Origin of the sequence: Pararhizobium sp. A13 (genome assembly GCF_040126305.1) — a bacterium.
GTDB lineage: Bacteria > Pseudomonadota > Alphaproteobacteria > Rhizobiales > Rhizobiaceae > Pararhizobium.
Window position 1 is genome coordinate 583,948 of sequence record NZ_CP149510.1, and the last position, 19,222, is coordinate 603,169.

Here is a 19,222-nt window from a genome sequence, read left to right on the forward strand (position 1 = left end):
ACCGCGACGCAACTTGGACTATGGATAAACCATGAATCGTTTCCTCCGTTTCCTGAAAGCCGCGTCGCGCTGGTTCCTCTATTGCCTCGGCCTCGTCCTTGTTGCCGCCGTGCTCTTCCTGCTCTTTGCCGGCTTTACGGCGCCGGGCGCGCGGCTTGTCGCCGCGATGATCGAGAAATACGCCTCGACCCCGGACCAGATCGTGCGCATCAACGATCCGAGCGCGCTGCTCACCGGCGATTTCACCGCTTCCAGCGTCACCCTGTTCGACAGCAAGGGCGTCTATGCGGAAATCCGTGAAGTCGCGATCGACTGGTCGCCGACCGCGCTTTTTGCCAAACGCTTCGAAGCAGCGAAGCTTTCCGCCGGATCGGTGCGTCTTGAACGGCTGCCGATCCCCTCGCAGGAAACCCGGGAGGTCCGCAAAACCTTCGCTTTGCCGCTCGATGTCAAGATCGATGCCTTCGACCTTAAAGACGTCGTCATCGGCAAAGAGATCGCCGGCGTCGATCAGTTCCTGAGCGCTCAAGGCAAGCTGAACGCCACCAATGCCAGCATTGCCACCGCGCTTGCCGTCGCGCAACGCGACCGGCCCGATGCCAAGGCCATCGCCGACATCATCTTCAATCCGGCCGGCAACGAGTTGAGACTGGAGACCACGATCGAGGAACCGAAAGGCGGATTGCTGGCCAAGGCCTTGCGCCTGCCCGGCGAACCGGCAATCAGCGTCAACGTCACCGGCCAGGGGCCGCTTTCCAACTGGAGCGGCACGGCGACAGCCGCACTCGACGGCAAAGCAGTATTGAAGCTCGGCGGCCAGCACACGCTGGCCGCCGATGGATTCCGCACCGTCTCGCTCAAGGGCGGCGGCACGTTCAGCGATCTTCTGCCCGCCGCCTTCCGGCCGTTGTTCGAAGGCACCACCGACATCGACCTTTCCGCGGCGATCGACGGCAAGACCGTCCGCATCCAAACAGGCAATGTCTCCACCGGCGCGCTGACGCTGTCGGCATCCGGCACCTACAGCACGACAGGTCAAAACGACCTGCAGGCGAGCCTCACCGGCAAGAACGGTCCGATCGATTTCCGCCTGCCGCTGGAAAAAGGCGAGGCCCACCTCGCGATCGACACGGCCAGCGTCTCGCTGATCGGCGATGCGCAAACCGCGGTGCTCGACATCGGCGCTGCGATCGGCAAGGCGACGTTGCCTCAGGGTGAGATCGAGGCGATCAAGCTGCACGCCTATAGCGACGGCTTCAACCTCTCAACGCGCACCGGACCGCTCAAAACCACGATAGAAACCGGTGCGACCCGCTTTGCCAACGCCGATATCGATCGTGTGATCAAGGGACCGGTCAAGATCGACGGCTCGCTGTCGCTGACACCGGAAACGGTATCCTTCGATCCGATCACCATCGAAAGCGCCAGCATCGGCGGCACGCTGACCGGCTCCTACACGATCGCCGAAAATACGCTCGCGACCGGTTTCAAGCTCTTCGCCCTGCCCGCCGTCCTGCCGCCGGCGCTGGCTGCGAAATTCGACACGACGATCGTCATCGCCGGCAATCTCGGAACAGGCGCCAATGGTAACGTCGATGTGAGCGACCTCACCATCAAGTCCGGGACCGTCGAGGTCGCCGCCTCAGCGGCGCTCGAAACCGGCAATCTGACGGCCGCAATCACCGGCACCGTGCCGGAAATCGGCAAGCTGCTCGCCGACGCCAAGGGCTCTGCCACCTTCAGCGCCGACGTGACCGGGCCGCTCGATGCGCTCGACGTCAAGGCCAAGGTCACGTCGAGCGGAACAACGCTTGCCGGCCGCACTCTGAACGACTTCGCCGTCAATGCCGATGCGGTCATCGGCCGCGACGGGCCGACGGGAACCGTCACCGCCAGCGGCAGCGTCGACGGACAGGTGATCAACGCCAAGGCGGATATCGCAACGGCGAAAGGCACGACCAATGTTCCGTCGTTCGAGGCGGTGATCGGATCAAACACCCTGAAAGGTTCGCTCGATCTGACGAAGGAGTTCGAGCCGAACGGTTCGCTCACCTTCAACTTCCCTGATGTCGGACTGCTCGCCGCGATGGCCGGGCAGACCGCGTCCGGCGACCTCGCCGGCTCGGCCAGTATCAAGACGGAAAGCGGCATGACCTCCGTTGCGGTGAAAGCCAGCGGTTCCGGCATCACGCGCGGCGATCTGGTCATCACCAAGCCGGCTGCCGACATCACCATTGCCGACCTCAAGGCGCTGGCGATCAAGGGCGCTGTGACGGTCGAGGAAGTGAAGCAGGGCAGCAACCTGCTCACCGGCCTCAAGCTCGGCTTCGAGCAGCAGGGCAAAACGACGAATTTCGCTCTTGACGGGATCTATGACGCCGCCCCGCTCAGCGCCCGCGGCGATCTGCAGAGCGCTGCCGGACGCACGACGATCAAGCTGCAATCCTTCACGGCAGCACCGAAGAAAATCCCGCTGGAACTCGCCAACCCGACCACCATCGTGATCGAGAAAGGCGCCGTCAACCTGCAACGACTGGCGATCAACGCCTATGGCGGCACCGCCACCCTCACCGGCAGCGCTGGCGAAAAACTGAACATAACCGCCGCGCTCGCCGGTATCGACACCCGCCTACCACTTGAAGGCGGCGAGACGCATATCGTGCTTGATACAGGCACGGCATCGATCAACGGCGACATGCAGTCCGCGGTCCTCGATGTTGCGGCCAATGTCGCCGAGGTTGCACTGCCGCAGGGACGCTTCGACGCCATCAAGCTGACCGCACACAGCGACGCCTTCAATCTCGCCACGCGCTCCGGCGCGGTGACAGCGACGGTCGAGGCCGGTGCGACGCAACTGACCAATGCCGATCTCGATCGGTTGGTCAAAGGCCCGCTCACGGTGGCAACGACGCTCGATGTGACACCCGAAACGATCGGTTTCAGCCCGATCACGATCGGCAGCGCCAATCTCGACGGCGCGCTCGCCGGCACTTTCAGCCTTGCCGACAACAGGCTGAACACGACGTTCAAGCTCTCGGCCCGCCCGGCCGCCCTGCCCGCCTCCATCTCGGCAAAATTCGATACGCCGGTGGACGTCGCCGGCACGCTTGCGACCGGCCCTGACGGCGCCGTCGACATCACGAACCTCAACGTGACCTCCGGCACGCTCCAGGCCGCCGGTTCCGTCGCGCTCAAGTCGCAGACCCTGACGGCCGCACTGACCGGCACCGTGCTTGATCTCGGCAAGGTGCTCGCTGATGCAGAAGGCCAGGCCAACTTCACGGTTGACGCTACCGGCCCGCTCGGCAATCTCGGCGTCAAGGCCGAAATCACGTCCCGCGGCGCGACGCTTGCCGGCCGCACCTTGAGCGACCTGCAGCTGACGGCGGACGCAACCGCCAACCCGAAGAACCCGCAGGCGAAGATCACCGCCACCGGCGTGCTCGGCGGCCAGGCGATCAACGTCAAGGCCGATCTCGTTTCCAAGGACGGCCGCACCAGCGTGCCGGTCCTGCAGGTGCAGATCGGCGAGAACACGCTGAACGGCGTCGTCAACTTCACGTCCGACTTCCTGCCGCAGGGGACGATCGACTTCACATTCCCCGATGTCGGGCTGCTCGCCGCCATGGCCGGCGAAAAGGCCTCCGGCGACTTGGCGGGATCGGCGTCGATCAAAAGCGATGGCGGCATAACCTCGATCGCGCTCAAGGCCAGCGGCTCCGGCATCAAGCGCGGCGATCTCGTCATCACCAAGCCGGTGGCGGACATCACCATCGCCGATTTGAAGGCGCTGGCGATCAAGGGCAATCTTTCCATCGAAACCTTTGCCCAAGGCGCCAACCGCGTCAGCGGCCTGAAGCTCGATTTCGTCCAGCAGGAAAACCAGACCAATGTCGCGCTCGATGGCAGCTATGATGGCGCGCCGCTGAAGTTGCGCGCCGATATCCAGACGGCGGGCGGCAAGACGACTGTCGATCTCGCCTCCTTCACTGCCGCCCCGAGAAAGATCCCGGTCAAGCTCTCAGCACCGACGACAATCTCCATCGAGAACGGCACCGTCAGCCTGCAGAAATTGACGATCGCGGCGTCCGGCGGCACGATCACGGTGACCGGATCAGCGGGCGAAAAACTCGATCTCGCCATCAATCTCAATGCCCTGCCCGCCAGGCTTGCCAATACCTTCGCGCCGTCGCTCGGCGCGGACGGCGCCATCAGCGGCACGGTGGGTGTCAAAGGCACATCGACCGCACCGGTCGCCACCTACGATCTGCGCTGGGCCAATGCGGTGGTTGCGCAAGCCAGGTCGGCCGGCGTCAGCGCGCTCGACATCACCGCCAAGGGCCAGTTCGCCAACAGCACCGTGACGCTCGACGCGACGATCAGCGGTGCGGGCGGCCTCTCCTTCAGGGGCGGCGGCAAGGTGGGCCTCACCGGCAACAGGCCGATCGACATGAAATTCTCCGGCAACCTGCCCTTCGGTCTCGCCGCAGGTCTGCTGGCGCAGCAGGGCTTCACGCTGACAGGCGCCGCCAATGTCGATCTCGCCATCAGAGGCGCTGCGACGGCGCCGCAGATCACCGGCACGATCTCGACCTCCGGTGCCCGACTTGTCGATGTCCGCCGTAACCTCGCGATCACCGACCTGACGGCCAATATTTCCCTCGACGGCAAACAGGCAAGTATCCAAAAACTGTCCGGTCGGCTCGCCAGCGGCGGTTCGCTCGATGTCAGCGGCACGGTCGGCATCGCGCCGGGCTCCGGCTTTCCTGCCGATCTCACTATCCGTCTCGACAACGCGACCTATGTCGACGGCAGCCTGTTCACCGCCAACGTCGATGGCGCCCTGACGCTGAAGGGCTCCCTCACGGCGGCGCCGGTGCTGGGCGGAAAGGTCACCATTCAGAAGGCAGCGATTACGATTCCGGAAAAACTCCCGGCTTCGCTGTCGGAGATCAACATCAAGCACAAGAATGCTCCGGCCAAGGTTCGCCAGATGCAGGCGGATGTCAAAAGCGACACGGCGAGCAGCGGCGGGGCCAAGAGCGGCGGCGTGGCCTTCGACCTCGCCGTCCATGCACCTGGAAAGCTATTCGTCCGCGGCCGCGGCATCGACGCCGAACTCGGCGGCGATCTGACGATCCGCGGCACAGCCGCCCAGCCGGTAGTGTCGGGCGGTTTCCAGATGCGGCGCGGCCGATTGGAAATTCTCGGCAAACGGCTCGATTTCTCCGACGGCACGATCAGCTTCGGCGGCAATCTGATCCCGACGCTCGACCTCGACGCAACGTCGACTGCAGGGTCGACGACGATCACCGTCAATGTCGCCGGTCTTGCCAACAATCCGACCGTCACCTTCTCGTCTTCGCCCGCTCTGCCGCAGGATGAAATCCTGGCGCAGCTGATCTTCAACCGGTCGCTCTCCAACCTGTCGGCCCTGCAGATCGCGCAGCTCGCGAGTGCCGTGAGCCAGCTCGCAGGCGGCGGCTCCAACTCGCTTCTCGACGGATTGCGCAACAAGCTCGGCGTCGACGATCTCGACGTCTCGACCGACGCCAACGGCGGCGCCCAGGTGACGGCCGGCAAATATCTGAACGACCGCACCTATCTGGAACTTCAGTCAGGCTCCGAAGCCGGCAGCGGCAAGGCGATCATCAATCTCGACGTCGGCCGCGGCGTCAAGCTGCGCGGCGAAGCCGGCAGCAGCGGTACAGGCGCGGGCATCTTCTACGAGAAGGAATATTGAGCGGCGGGCTATAGCCCCGTCGCCATCTTGCTCGTTTTCAGCAGGATATTCGTTTCCGTCAGATTGATGCCGTCGATCAGCCGGATGCGCCGCAGCGTTTCGTCGAAGGTGGCGAGATCCTTGTCCTCGAGCTCGGCGATGAAATCCCAGCGGCCATTGGTGGAATGGAGCGCCCTGACCTGCGGCAGGCCGCGCAATTGCGCAGCAACCTTGTCGGCCATCTTGCCGTGAATCTCGATCATGACGATAGCCCTGACACCGGTGCCGGAAAGTTCCGCGCCGGTGCGGATGGTGAAGGCGGCGATGGTGCCCGACGACACCAGACGGTCGATGCGGGCGGCAACGGTGGCACGCGATGCACCGGTTGCCGCAGCCAGCGACGACACCGGTGTGCGGGCATTGTGGCGAAGCGCGCTGATCAGCGTATGATCCAGATCGTCAAGGCTTATCATTATGCTCATCCAGATTTATCAAAGTGCCGATAATAGCCTTCTATCTGTCAGTTTTCCATCTTTTTGCTACCATCTGAAACGGCAATAATCCGCCCACAAACCGGGCAAACCGGCATCACGCAAACCTGCGGGGAAATCATGGCTGAATCCAAGAAAAACATTGCGCTGATCGGCGCCCCACTCGAGGAAGGCTCCGGCCGCCGTGGTTGCGCCATGGGTCCGGCAGCGCTGCGCATCGCCGGCATTGACACCATCCTCGCCGGCCTCGGCCACAGCGTTACCGACGAAGGCGACCTGAAGCCGCTGCCGGCCCGTGACCTTGCCAATCATCCCGGGGCCAACAACCTGCAGATCGTTGCCGCCATCACCCGCGCATTGGATGAGACGGTCCACGACACGGCGCGAGGCGGCAAGTTCCCGCTGATCCTCGGCGGCGACCATGCCCTGTCGATGGGCTCGGTTTCCGGCATGGCGCGCTATGCAAGGGAACAGAACCGCCCGCTCTTCGTGCTGTGGCTCGATGCCCATGCCGACTTCAATTCCCCGACAACCTCGCCATCCGGCAACATGCATGGCATGCCGGTCGCATTCTTCTGCGGCCAGGCCGAATTCGCCCCGATCCTCGACAAGGACCGGCCGCTGGTCGACCCGAGACACGTCTTCCAGGTCGGCATCCGTTCCGTCGATGACCGCGAGCGCGAGGAAATCGCCGAGCACGGCGTCAATGTCTACGACATGCGCGCTATCGACGAGACCGGCATGGCCCATATCATGCACGAGATCATCGCGACGATTAAGGGCGCAAACGGCATGCTGCATGTCAGCCTCGATGTCGATTTTCTCGATCCCGAGTTCGCCCCCGGCGTCGGCACCACGGTGCCCGGCGGCGCGACCTTCCGCGAAGCGCATCTGATCATGGAAATGCTCTGCGACAGCGGCCTCGTCTCGTCGCTCGATCTCGTCGAGCTCAACCCCTTCCTCGACGATCGCGGCAAGAGCGCCCGCATCCTCGTCGAACTGACCGCCAGCCTGTTCGGCCGCCGCATTCTCGATCGCCCGACCCGCGGCGCCTGAGCCCACGAATCCGAGCCACTGGAGGTCCCCATGAACACGACGAACGCACTCATCGAAACAGAATATCGGCTCGGCGCGCACAACTACAAGCCGCTCGACGTCATCCTGTCGCGCGGCGAAGGCGTCTATGTCTGGGATCTCGACGGCAATCGCTACCTCGACTGCCTGTCGGCCTATTCCGCCGTCAACCAGGGCCATTGCCATCCGAAGATCCTCGCGGCGATGGTCGAGCAGGCGCAGAAGCTGACGCTGACCTCCCGCGCCTTCCGCAACGACCAGCTGGCACATCTCTACGAGGAACTGGCAGCGCTCACCGGCAGCCACAAGATCCTGCCGATGAACTCCGGCGCTGAAGCCGTCGAAACCGCCGTCAAGGCGGTCCGCAAATGGGGATACGAGGTCAAGGGCGTTCCCGACGACAAGGCCGAGATCATTGTCTGCTCGAACAACTTCCACGGCCGCACCATGGGCATCGTCGGTTTCTCCACCGACCCGGACGCCCGTACCGGTTTCGGCCCCTTCGCGCCCGGCTTCGTCACCGTGCCCTTCGGCGATATCGAAGCCTTCCGCGCGGCGATCAACGAGAACACCGTCGCTTTCCTGATCGAGCCGATCCAGGGCGAAGCCGGCGTCATCATCCCGCCACGCGGCTATTTCCCCGAGGTCCGCGCGCTCTGCTCGAAGCACGGCGTGACGCTGATCCTCGACGAGATCCAGACCGGCCTTGGCCGAACCGGCAAGCTGCTTGCCGAAGAGCATGAGGGCATCGAGGCCGACGTGACCTTGATCGGCAAGGCGCTCTCCGGCGGCTTCTATCCGGTTTCGGCCGTGCTCTCGAATTCCGAGGTGCTCGGCGTCTTGAAGCCCGGCCAACATGGCTCGACCTTTGGCGGTAACCCGCTTGCCTGCGCCATCGCCCGCGCAGCCTTGAAGGCGCTGACCGAGGAAGGCATGATCGAGAACTCCGCCCGCATGGGCGAGCGCTTCCAGGCTGGCCTGAAGGACATCCGCTCCAACATCATCAAGGACGTCCGCGGCCGCGGCCTGATGCTTGCCGTCGAGCTCGTGCCGGAAGCGGGCGGCGCCCGCAAATATTGCGAGGCCCTCAAGGAACGCGGCATCCTCGCCAAGGACACCCATGGCGACACGATCCGCATCGCCCCGCCGCTGGTCATCACGCAAGACCAGGTCGACTGGGCGATCGAGCAGTTGGCGGGCGTTCTCGCCTCGGCTTGATCATTCAGCGCTCCGGCCGCCAACCCGCCGCTGCGCTTTCCTCGAGCTGCAAAAGCATCTCTTAACGATTTGTGATATAATGTCCTTTGCAGGGCGCGAACGGCTATCTGCCGCGCATGACGCATCGCCCCTGACCGGATGTAGCCGGCATTTCAGACAATTTATCCGACGCAGCAAGCGCAGGCATGCCCAATGGCGCCAGCAGCATGCAGCCGAGGTCTGTTAAGAGCCAAGCGCCGTGGCGCCGGCTGAAAGCCGCAACGGGAAGGAACCGCAGATGACGAATGCACTGAAAATGGCAGGTTTCGACGGCGAGACGCTGGAAATCATCGCCTTCCGCCTTCACGATCAGGAATTCTGCGTGAAGACCACGACGATCCGCGAAATCCGCGGCTGGGCGCCCTCGACGCCGATCCCGCATTCGCCGGCCGATGTGCTCGGCGTCATGAACCTGCGCGGCACGGTCATCCCGATCATCGACCTCGCCCATAAGCTCGGCATGAAGTCGACGGTTGCCAACGAGCGCAGCGCCATCGTCGTCGCCGAAGTGCACAACATGGTCATCGGCCTCGTGGTCGACCGTGTCTCCGACATCCTGACGGTCCAGGGCAACCAGGTGCAGCCGGTTCCGGAAATCACCACATCCTTCGACAAAAGCTATGCCGAAGGCATCATCGCCAACGAGAGCGGCATGATCTGCTTCCTCAATCTCGCCCGCATGTTCAAGGAACGCGAGATGGACGACATGGCCGCCTGATCGGCGACCCAACCGAATTGACGAGAGCGGCCAACGGCCGCTCTTTTTTGTTTCAGGCGACTGCCGTATCCGGCGTATCCTCGCCGATAGAGACGCTACGTCGATCCTCGCCCGGCGACAGGCCCACGAGCTTGCAAAAATCTTGCGTACGGCACTGGAATCCTCGTTGCCGATCTGCGGCGGCCTGACTTCACGCCCCCGTCGAGGGGGAGGGTCGGCGCGAAGCGACGGGGTGGGATGACTTTCGTGCGCTCCTGACGGTCACCCCCACCCGCCGCTATGCGGCGACCAAAGGTTGCCGAAACAGCTTTGGCCACGCCCGGAAAAATCCCCATGGTTTTACTTGTCGTTCACTTGGCCGGGGCGCTGAAAAGTGCCGAGACTAAGTAATTTAATATGACGCCTTCCAGCGCGCCGTTCAGCGTTCGTCGACTGGCAACTCCGGTTTCTCTGCGGGGATGGCGGCACCTTTTTCCGGTACGGGTGACGCTCACGGTTTTCGCCGCGACGCCACGAAAGGCATTGCTCACACAACGCCAGTCGCCGCTCCTCATGTGTGCCTCACAGGCACGCCCCGTCCTGTTTCAGACGAGAGGAAAACCATTTTCTGACAGTCCACCGGATGGAAGCTTACGACCGTCCCCCACCCGGCACCGGTCCCGCCTCGCCGCGACGCCTCGCGGGGTAGCCGATGACGGAACAGGTCGATCATGGCACAGGTTTTCGCGGCGGGGACGGGCGGGGAAATTGCGGGCTCGCAGACGGATCCCCTCACCGACAAACTCTATCACTTAGCCTTCGGCTAAAATGTTGATTTTGTGTCCTCTCCCACAAGGGGAGTGGGACACTCTGGCGCGGCCAGCCCGCCTCACTTTGCGCCTCAGTTGTTCGCTGACTCATTGACGACAGGGTAACGCGCGTCCTCCCAGGCGGGGAAGCCACCGGCGAAATGGTAGACATTCGTGTATCCCCACACGAGCGCCTTGGCGGACGAGTAGGCCGAGTCGCCGCAATATTTGCCGTGGCAGGAGAAGATTATCTCCTCGTCCTTGCGCGCGACCCTCGCCAACGCCTCTCTCGAGAGGACGGTGACGACAGGTATGTTGATGGCGCCGGCGGCATGGGAACGGGCGAAGCTCAGGGCGCTGCGGACATCGATCAATTTGACGCCGCGATCGAGCAGCCGCTTGGCTGTGGGAGCATCGATCTTGGTCGTGCCCCGGACGTTGTATTCGCCGTTCGTCTTGCTGATAAACCCTGCGTAGGCATCATAGGGAATATCGATGCCGGCGCCTGGCTGGACGCCGGCCTTGCGCAGGCCGTCCTGCAGCCGGTCACGATAGGTCCTGTCATAGTCGAACACATCGCCGTACCACCACCATCCCATCTCCTGCACCGTCAAAGGGAAATAGCCGGCGGAAACGTTGAGCGCGTCGAATTTGTCGATATTGGCCTTCACGCCATCGGCGCGCCCGAGATGGCCGAGACACGCAACGATCGTTGCGTAATCCTCGGCGATATCCGACTGCCGGGTGACAACGACCTGAAGGTTCTTCAGCGCTTCCTCGTATTTTTGCTGATGGAACAGCGCCAAAGCGAGAACGCGCAGATAGCTCGGCGGATATTGCGGATCGAGCCGCATGGCGAGGCGCGCTTCCTGTTCGGCCTCGGGCCCGCGTCCGGTGGCGTTAAGAATGCGCGCCTTGCTGACGTGATTTTCAGGATCGTTTGGAGCGAGCTGCATCGCGCGGTTGATTTCGGCAAAGGCCTCGTCGTAATGGCCTTGCTTCGCCATCACTTCCGCGGAGATTGCATAGGCGAGCGCATTGGGTTTGCGCATGGCAAGCCCAAGATTCTCCTTCATGCGCTCCATCGCCTTCTCGAAGCCGAGATTGGCCGATTCCCAGTTGGAGGATGCCATCCGCCAATCCGCCATGGCGAGCGCTGCGTATGCGCGGCTGTAGTGGGGATCGAGTTCGATCGCCTTTTCCAGGAGAGGGGTCGCCATCAGCGTTTCCTCTTCATTGCCGCGACGCAGGTGATCCAATCCCTTCAGAACGAGGTCATAGGCCTCCGGACTACGGGTCTCCACCTGCGCGGCCGCCGCCTTTTCCGCGGAGGTGAGCTCGACTGTGAGCGCCGAGACGATCTCGCCGATGACCTTGTCCTGCAATGCGAAAATATCGCCCATGGGGCCGTCGTAGCGGTCGGCCCAGAGATGATGATCCCCGCGTGCATCGATGAGCTGAGCGTTGATGCGGACCTGGTCGCCCTGCCGCCGTACGCTGCCCTCCAGCACGTATCGCACGCCAAGCTCTTCCGCGACCTGTCGCAGCGTCGCTTGCTTGCCCTTGTAGGCGAAAGTGGAATTGCGCGAGGTGACGAAAATGCCGGACAGTTTGGAAAGATCCGTGATGAGATCCTCCGTCATGCCATCGGCGAAATAGACCTGTTCGGGATCGGAACTCAGATTGTCGAACGGCATCACCGCTATCGACGGCTTGTCCGGCAGTGCGAGAACCTGGTGATCCGCCGCCGCCGTTCCGGCGCTCGGCGCCCACGGACGAAGCCAGACGGCCGAGGCAACCGCGAGAAGCAACAAAAGCGCGGCGGCAGCAAATCCCCACGCGCGCGTGCCACGGGAGGCGTCGCGCCGGCGTCGCGCCGAACCATCGAACTGCACACGATAGGTGCGCACGGGTCTCGATATGTTTTTCACACGCTGTTCGCCGATGAACTCAAGCGGCAGGCCCAGTTTTCCCTGCAACTGATCATAGGCCGTGCCGGAGACGAACAATCCGCCCGGCTCGCACAGCTGTTCGAGGCGGGAAGCGACGTTGATGCCGTCGCCCAGCAGGTCGTCGCCCTCGACCACGACGTCGCCGAGATTGATCCCCATGCGAAAGAGGATGCGCCGTTCCGGCGGTACATCCGCCTGATGCTCGATAACGCCCTTCTGAACCGCAACGGCGCAGGCAACCGCATCGACTACAGAGCCGAATTCGACGATGATACCGTCGCCCATCAGCTTGACGATACGTCCGTGATACTCGTTCAACAGCGGATCAATCACGTTGCATCGCAAGGCCTTGATCGCGGCAAGAGTATTCTCCTCGTCCGCCTCGACGAGGCGCGAGTAGCCGACGATATCGGCGGCGAGAATGGCAACGAGGCGCCGCTCCGCATGATCTGTCACCATGGCACAGCCTCCTCGAACACGGCACTGAAAGCCTGTTCCTGGGTCCTTGGCCGATTGGGATTTTTCACCGCGTATTAGCGATTTCTATATTACTCCCCTTTGCCCGGCGGGACGAGCAGAAATGACATAAATGGTCCGGATAAGGCTTCGATCGCGGCCGCGGCGGAAAACGCTGCGTCCCGCCTGGCGCTTCGGAGAGGCCCAACAGACCGGGCTGGCGGAACAAAGCCTCGTCCAGGCGGTTATCATCCGACAACACGTCAAGGAGGTGATTTCCATGCAAGTGATCGGCACGCAGGTTCATCAGCAGCCCGGGATCATGATCGTCGAATTCGTCGGCGAGGGCGGCGATGTCATCTCCGTTCAGATGCATAAGGACGAAGGCGGCGACCTCAACCGGCAGAACGCGGTCGACAAAGCCAGGGCGATGATGCTACAGGTGGCGACCTTCGAGCAGACTGCCGATATTGAGGATGCCGACAGCGCGCAGCCAGCGACCGCCTCGGATGGAGTGTCACCTGCCGTGCTATCCTTGCGAAGCGCGCGCTCGGCCCATGACCGGGCCACCCTCGAGGAAGAGCTCGACGAGGGGTTGGAAGACACCTTCCCGGCAAGCGACCCGGTGTCGGCGACCGTCAGCAGCATTCCGAGCGGAAGAACGAGCCAGAGGTGAGCCCAAACCTGACACCCGCGGCAGGAGGCCGCCTCACCTATTCGGCATTGCTCTAGGGCCCCGACCTGGCAATCAGCCTGCGATCAAATCCACCCAGAATGCGCTTCACCAACGCCGGATAGTCCTCGTCGAAATGGTGACCCCCGTCGATTGAAAGAACCTCGACACCGGTGCCGGCCAGCGTCGGGCAGAGATCGTCTTCATCGTCCGTCCCGTAGATGCATTGAACAAGGGCAGGATTGATTTTCGCGATGTCGTCCGCCGGATCTCCAGAACCGTCCGATCCGGTCGCGCCAAGCCAGCCGAGCACGGAGATCTTGTAGTCGACCTGATGCGAGACGGCCATCAGCGAGATCTGCGCGACCCGCTCGCGGTCAACCTTCGGCAACAGATTGTATGTCCTCGGCAGGATATCCGCCCCGAAGGAATAGCCGACCAGCAGGACATGCTTGACGTTCCAGCGCTTGGCATAGAACGCGATGATGCGGTGGAGATCGTCCGCGGTTTCCTGCGGCTGGCGCTCGGACCAGAAATATCGCAGCGAATCGATCCCGACCACCGGCACCCCCTGCTGCTGGAGGACGTCGCCGACCTGCTTGTCGATATCGCGCCAGCCGCCGTCGCCGGAATAGATGATCGCCATCGTGTCGCGGCTCGGCTTGGCATCGAGCACCGTCAGCGGCAGGCCGAGCGGGTTGTCGTCATCCGCCGACGCGGAAATGAGCGCAGACAGCGTGTCCGACAGAGCCGCCCACGTATCGTCGTCCGTCTCTGTTGTCTGGATATCGCTGTGCTTGGCAGTCAATGTGGCGACATGCGCCCGTCCGTCCGCCGGCGCCGCGCCGGTGAACAGCACGGTGACCGGGTCGGGCAGCGGCCCGTCGGTCAGGCCGTAGATCATCCGACCGCCGGTTGTCTGCTTGTCGGCGGGCGTGCACAGCTGCTTCGTCAACGCGATGCCGGCCTCGGGATCGACGGCCAGCGTCTGCCCGATCGTCGCGGCAGGCGTCTGCGCGGCGATCGCTAGGGCAAGCGTGCCGCCCGCGCCGACACCCGCGACGATCGGCAGCCGATAGTTGCCGTTCTTTGCCGCCCGCTGGACCTCCTGGCTCAGCGCCTCGATGTCGGACACCATGTAGACGCAATCGCCATCATCCTTTGAAAGCGATGCCAGATAGGCCGGGAGATCGATGCCGATCACCAGCGCGCCCGCTCCCGTCAGCGTCTTTGCCAGCGCATCTTCCTTTTCCGACCAGCCGGTCTTGTCGGAGATCAAAAAGACCGCCGCGGCAAGGGCACCATCCGGCATCATTATATGCGGGGCGGGAATCATGCCCGTGTCGAAGCCTGACGTATCCTGCGCCCGCGCGCCGGTCGCGGAAAGAAGCAGGCAGGCGCCCAGCGCTGTGCGGACCATGGTTTTCCAGATCATTTTTTCACGATCCCCTTTACGCCGCCGCCAATGAGAAATGTCGCATCCATCAGGGCGAGGACAGGATTGATCCCGCCGCCCGCCGCCATGTAGCGGGGCTGCCAGTGCGGATGAAACTTCGATTTGAAGGCCTTTAGCCCCTTGAAATTGTAGAAGCGTTCGCCGTGCTCGAAGACGGTTCGCCCGATTTTGTCCCAAACGGGCGATGACCGGCGGGCGGAAAGCCCTGCCAAAGGGGCCATGCCGAGATTGAAAGTCTTGAACCCTTTGTCGCGAAGAAATTCCATCAGCGAGGCGAACAGAAAATCCATCGATCCCTTGGGGGCATCCGGAGAAAATCGCATGAGATCCACCGACCCCTCCTCGAGCGTATCGGTGACAAGGACATTGGCGAAAGCGACGATTCGTCCATCGACCCTGAGAACGGCAACCGGCTGGCCTGCGATATAGTCCGCGTCGAAAGCGCCCAGCGAAAAGCCCTTTTCCTTTGCCCGGTGGTGTGCAAGCCAGCTGTCGGAAACGGCGACAAGCGCGTCCATGATCGCCGGCACCCCTTCGGGTTCGACCATCTCGAACTCCAGCCCGTCTCTTTGCCCGCGGCTGACCGTCTGGCGCAGACTGGCCCATTTGCCGCCCTTGAGCTGGAATGCCGTCAAATCCATCACCGCCAATTCGCCGAGCCGGAACGCGCGCAGGCCGGCATCGGCATAGTAGGACAGGCCGGCGGGCGAAACTTGATAGAAGACCGGCCGGCAGCCACAGGCCCTCGCCGCCTCGACAAATTGCCAGATCAGGTCCGGCCAGGCGTCGCGCGGGCCGATTGGATCGAAAAGTGCGATCCACGAACGCGCATGCCGCCCATACATGATGAAAGCGCGCCCGTCCGGCGAAAACATGAGGCTCTTGTCCTTCATCCGCACGAGGTTGGCGTCGGACATATCCTGTTTCGCCGCGATGGCGGTCGCCTTGCGAAGCGCATCTTCGGACGAGACATCCATGAGCCCCCTGGCCGGACGCAGCAGGCTCCACAACGCCACGGCACCGGAAAAGATCGTCAAGCCGAGAACCGCGCGAAGACCGCGCGGCGCTTCAGCCGAAAGCTCGAACTGCCACCACAGGCTGTGGCTGTATTCGACATCGCGGTAGACGAACAAGAGCACGGTGCCGGCGAAGATGCAGAGCGCCAGCATGGCCGAAAGCCAGGACGGGGTCAGCGGTTCGCTGGTGAAGGTTGCCGGCCGGTCGAAGATGCGGCGGGTGGCAAGCAGGCTGAGGACGAAGAAGGCCAGGAGGCCGGCCTCGACCAGCGCCACGGCCTTGATGAGCGTAAGGAGCAAGGCAACCGAAGCGATCACCACCGCCGCCCACCATGCGTCGTCAAGCCGCCGTGCAAGGCCGCGCGCAACGATCACCAGCACCAGGCCGAGCAGGCTTGCCAGGAAATGCGCCCCCTCCAGGAGGGGAAGCGGAACGTAGCTGGACAGGAACGCCAGGTTTTCGTCCGGCGTCGGCGTGACGCTGGAAAAAACCAGCATCGCGGCGAGCACGAGCGCCAGGGTGGCAAGGAGTATCGGGGTAAGTCGCCCGGCAACACGGCGCAAGCTGGAGGCAACGGGACGGCGAGACAGGCCGCGCACCTCGGCGCCGATGACGACGACGACCGCCAGCAGCAGAGGCAGCACATGATAGATCACCCGGTAGAGCATCAACGCGCCAAGCACGGCGTCGACATCTGCCGTCTGACCCAGAGCCGCGATGATGACGGTTTCGAAAACACCGAGGCCTGCCGGAACGTGGCTAAGTACGCCGAGCCCGACGGCAACCGAATAGACGGCAAGGAAAGCCGGCCAGCCCATGATCCCACCGGGCAGGAGCACGTACAACACCGTCGCCGAAGCGGCTATGTCGAGGGCGGAGACGAGAAACTGGCGCGACGCGGTGCGGGAATCGGGAAGTCTGAGCGTCATGCCGCCGACCTGCAGAACGCGACCGTCCCGGCCCGCGACCATCAGGCCGCCAAGGCCGGCAAGCACCATCACGGCGATGACGCGCAGCCAGGAAGGATCAAGCCCGACCAGCGGCGCAATTTCTGGCGCGATGGCCAGAAGGCTGAATGAGGCAATGCTAGCAAGTCCCAGTCCGAAAGCAAGCGTGACGAAAGCGATCACGCCGGCGATTTCTTCAGGCTTCAGACCGAGCCGGGAATAAGCCCGATACCGAATGGCGCCGCCGCTCAAGGGACCGAAACCGGCGGTATTTCCGACCGCATAGGCGGCAAACGCCGTCAAGGCCACGTCCGCATAGGGCAGCCTGCGCTTCACATAAATGAGCGCGCCGAGATCATAGAATGTCAGCGCGACAAAGCTCAGACCAGTGAACGCAATGGCGAAAGCGATCGACTGCCAGGACGTTGCCCGCAGTGCCGATACGACATCGTCATAACGGACTTCACTCGTCAGCTGGACGATGGCAAAGCCGATAATGAGCAGGATGATGGCGGTGGCGCCGCCTTTCAAGAGCCATCTGTTGCGGAGCAAACGCTGAAACGGGGAAACGGCGGTTTCGTCGCTCGCCTCGGTCCGATCGGGAATATCTGTCATGCAACACCTTGCCGATGCTGCTGGGAATTCCAGCATTGGCGAGGGTATACATCCGCTTCGCACTGCAAAAAAGTGAACTTCCTGTAATCTAGCGACGCCGACGCCGTGCCTCGCAAGGCCTGCGGCATGTGCTGAATATTCCCGACGACCGGCGTTGAGGATTTACCTCGCCCACACGGCACGAATACGACTGCCGGCCATCAGACCAAGGATTTGAGGGGCGCGGCAGCTTATCTGATCTCCTGTGTCTGGTTCGGGTCATGCCCGTTATGAGCCAACCCCAAACTGACTCTCCGTAGCTACCGATCGGCAGGCAGCAAAGACATCGAGGTCCGGATTGTAGACCTTGGTCTCGACATTCATCATTCCCAGGACTGTATGAAACAGGTTGTCGTGCGAGGTGGCCGCGTCGGAATATTTATTGAGGCAGGACCTGTTCAGGTTCATCAACTGGGCATAGGCGTCCGAAAACCACGCGATGAATGGAACATGCGTCTGTTCGGCAGGCGCGAACATGTAGGGTGCGCCGTGCAGGAACAAGCCGTTTTCGCCCAGGGATTCGCCGTGATCCGACATGTAAATCATCGCTCCATCGACGCTGCTCTGATGCCTTTTCAGAAGATCGATGACCGCGGCCAGGTTATGATCGGTGTAAAGGATCGTGTTGTCGTAGGCGTTGACAATCGCCTCGCGGCTGCAATCGGATAATTGTGGCGTGCGGCAATCCGGCACGAATCGCCGAAACTCTTCCGGGTACCGCATATAGTAGGCCGGGCCATGGCTCCCGAGTTGATGGAGGACGATGACGGTGTTCCTGGTGATGCTCGCGAGTTTGCTGTCGAGCTGGTCAAGAAAGATATCGTCCAGACATTCGCCCTGCTTGCAATAGGGACTGTTCTTCTGCTTCGTGACGCTGGCAAAGCTGATCAGGTCGGCAATACCCTTGCTGCCGGTATTGTTGTCCCACCAATAGCCATCGATCCCGGCGCGGCGCAGCACGTCCATCAATGTATCGGTCGACCGCGCCTTCCTGTCCGAATAGTTCTTCTTGCCATAGACCGAAAACATGCAAGGCAACGACACCGCGGTCGCCGTCCCGCAGCTCGTCGTTTGCGTGAAGTTCGTCACACCCCGAGCCTCCAGCTCAGGATTGGTGTCTCTTTCGTACCCGTTGAGGGAAAAATTCATGGAGCGCGCCGTCTCGCCGGCCACGATGACGGTAACGACGGGTTTTTGCGCCTTGGCAATGACCGGGCCGAGTTTGGCGTCGGTCCCCAGAGGAGCCCGTACAAGTCCGATCTCGTGATACGAGCTGACCACAAGGCCGATGGCCGAGGTAATGGGCGAAAACGGGGTCAGTTTCGCCATCATGTCCCGGTGTTCGCGAATGTTCGACGAGAGGCCCGAGTAGTTTGCAAAAGCAAGCCCGGCACAAAGCGTCAAACAGACGATGACGGCGGCAAGATTGACAAAGAATTTGCTGATGAAGGGCCGATGCTTGACCCGCGTCACCAGGACCAGCGCCGATGGCAGGACACCGTATAAAATCACATGCTTGATGAAGGTTGCGGTGACGAGATGGCTGGCCTCCTCAGGCGTCGTGACCACGGCATTTCTGATCATCTCCTTGTCGATCACCACGCCGAAAAAATCCGTATAGTAGGACGAGATGGCGCCCGCGATGATGAGGAAGACAAGGAACGGCTTGATCAGATACTTCGCCGAAAAAGGGATCATACCGGCGAACACGAGGAAGATGATCGCGGCGGCGAACATGTAGAATGCGCCGTGCAGCCCACCGAAGACATGGAAGGCGTCGTTCCAGAATGTGAGGTTGAGGACGATCAGGATGTAAACGGCCACGAGCAGGCTTAACGGTATGCTCCCCAAGGTGGGGCGCCCGGGAAAGAAACGGTTCAAAGTTTGCTCCAGCGACAAAGGAAGGATCACAACGATCCGTTCCTTCTGTGCTTTACTGCTGACAATAAGCTGAACGTCAGCAAAGTCTTTGACCGGTGTCTTGGCGGCAACCGACCGCCGGGCGGAAAAAAGCCCC

General features: G+C 62.3%; 10 protein-coding genes. 5 read left to right on the forward strand and 5 right to left on the reverse strand.

Going from position 1 to position 19,222, the window contains the following annotated elements; genetic code table 11:
• Positions 1 to 31 precede the first annotated feature (31 nt).
• Positions 32 to 5,743: a translocation/assembly module TamB domain-containing protein gene (locus tag WI754_RS02805; protein WP_349436119.1), complete on the forward strand. Its 5,712-nt coding sequence runs from the start codon at positions 32 to 34 to the stop codon at positions 5,741 to 5,743.
• A gap of 8 nt (positions 5,744 to 5,751) precedes the next feature.
• Here WI754_RS02805 and WI754_RS02810 read toward each other — a convergent pair whose 3' ends face one another.
• Complete coding sequence (locus WI754_RS02810; protein ID WP_349436121.1) at positions 5,752 to 6,195, reverse strand: Lrp/AsnC family transcriptional regulator; 444 nt, start codon at positions 6,193 to 6,195, stop codon at positions 5,752 to 5,754.
• Between the two features lie 138 nt (positions 6,196 to 6,333).
• On the opposite strand from WI754_RS02810, the gene rocF reads away from it, so the two are divergent.
• The 3 genes from rocF (at position 6,334) to WI754_RS02825 (ending at position 9,262) form a co-directional block, all read left to right on the forward strand.
• The gene (gene rocF / locus WI754_RS02815; RefSeq protein ID WP_349436122.1) at positions 6,334 to 7,269 is read left to right on the forward strand and encodes an arginase; all 936 of its coding nucleotides are present in this window, start codon (positions 6,334 to 6,336) and stop codon (positions 7,267 to 7,269) included.
• 30 nt (positions 7,270 to 7,299) lie between these two features.
• The gene (gene rocD, locus WI754_RS02820; protein WP_349436123.1) at positions 7,300 to 8,505 is read left to right on the forward strand and encodes an ornithine--oxo-acid transaminase; all 1,206 of its coding nucleotides are present in this window, start codon (positions 7,300 to 7,302) and stop codon (positions 8,503 to 8,505) included.
• 277 nt (positions 8,506 to 8,782) lie between these two features.
• Positions 8,783 to 9,262: a chemotaxis protein CheW gene (locus WI754_RS02825; protein WP_349436124.1), complete on the forward strand. Its 480-nt coding sequence runs from the start codon at positions 8,783 to 8,785 to the stop codon at positions 9,260 to 9,262.
• 880 nt (positions 9,263 to 10,142) lie between these two features.
• Here WI754_RS02825 and WI754_RS02830 read toward each other — a convergent pair.
• Positions 10,143 to 12,461, reverse strand: a complete 2,319-nt coding sequence (locus WI754_RS02830; RefSeq protein ID WP_349436125.1) for a rhodanese-like domain-containing protein — start codon at positions 12,459 to 12,461, stop codon at positions 10,143 to 10,145.
• 277 nt (positions 12,462 to 12,738) lie between these two features.
• Here WI754_RS02830 and WI754_RS02835 point away from each other — a divergent pair, with 277 nt between their 5' ends.
• A complete protein-coding gene (locus WI754_RS02835; RefSeq protein ID WP_349436126.1) occupies positions 12,739 to 13,134 on the forward strand; it encodes a hypothetical protein in 396 nt (131 codons plus the stop codon).
• A gap of 52 nt (positions 13,135 to 13,186) precedes the next feature.
• Here the strand turns inward: WI754_RS02835 and WI754_RS02840 are convergent, their stop codons facing one another.
• The 3 genes from WI754_RS02840 to WI754_RS02850 form a co-directional block, all read right to left on the reverse strand.
• Positions 13,187 to 14,566: an AcvB/VirJ family lysyl-phosphatidylglycerol hydrolase gene (locus WI754_RS02840; RefSeq protein WP_349436127.1), complete on the reverse strand. Its 1,380-nt coding sequence runs from the start codon at positions 14,564 to 14,566 to the stop codon at positions 13,187 to 13,189.
• The gene (gene mprF / locus WI754_RS02845) at positions 14,563 to 17,166 is read right to left on the reverse strand and encodes a bifunctional lysylphosphatidylglycerol flippase/synthetase MprF (protein ID WP_349436129.1); all 2,604 of its coding nucleotides are present in this window, start codon (positions 17,164 to 17,166) and stop codon (positions 14,563 to 14,565) included. The genes WI754_RS02840 and mprF overlap by 4 nt, the downstream gene beginning before the upstream one ends.
• 267 nt (positions 17,167 to 17,433) lie before the next feature.
• Positions 17,434 to 19,029 (reverse strand): phosphoethanolamine--lipid A transferase, encoded by a 1,596-nt coding sequence (locus tag WI754_RS02850; protein WP_349436130.1) that lies wholly within the window; start codon positions 19,027 to 19,029, stop codon positions 17,434 to 17,436.
• Between the last annotated feature and the right edge of the window lie 193 nt (positions 19,030 to 19,222).

Excerpts from the sequence above, each read along its gene's own strand:
- WI754_RS02805 (WP_349436119.1), top strand. The coding sequence starts at position 32 with ATGAATCGTTTCCTCCGTTTCCTGAAAGCCGCGTCGCGCTGGTTCCTC.
- WI754_RS02810 (WP_349436121.1), bottom strand. The coding sequence starts at position 6,195 with ATGATAAGCCTTGACGATCTGGATCATACGCTGATCAGCGCGCTTCGC.
- rocF (WP_349436122.1), top strand. The coding sequence starts at position 6,334 with ATGGCTGAATCCAAGAAAAACATTGCGCTGATCGGCGCCCCACTCGAG.
- rocD (WP_349436123.1), top strand. The coding sequence starts at position 7,300 with ATGAACACGACGAACGCACTCATCGAAACAGAATATCGGCTCGGCGCG.
- WI754_RS02825 (WP_349436124.1), top strand. The coding sequence starts at position 8,783 with ATGACGAATGCACTGAAAATGGCAGGTTTCGACGGCGAGACGCTGGAA.
- WI754_RS02830 (WP_349436125.1), bottom strand. The coding sequence starts at position 12,461 with ATGGTGACAGATCATGCGGAGCGGCGCCTCGTTGCCATTCTCGCCGCC.
- WI754_RS02835 (WP_349436126.1), top strand. The coding sequence starts at position 12,739 with ATGCAAGTGATCGGCACGCAGGTTCATCAGCAGCCCGGGATCATGATC.
- WI754_RS02840 (WP_349436127.1), bottom strand. The coding sequence starts at position 14,566 with ATGATCTGGAAAACCATGGTCCGCACAGCGCTGGGCGCCTGCCTGCTT.
- mprF (WP_349436129.1), bottom strand. The coding sequence starts at position 17,166 with ATGACAGATATTCCCGATCGGACCGAGGCGAGCGACGAAACCGCCGTT.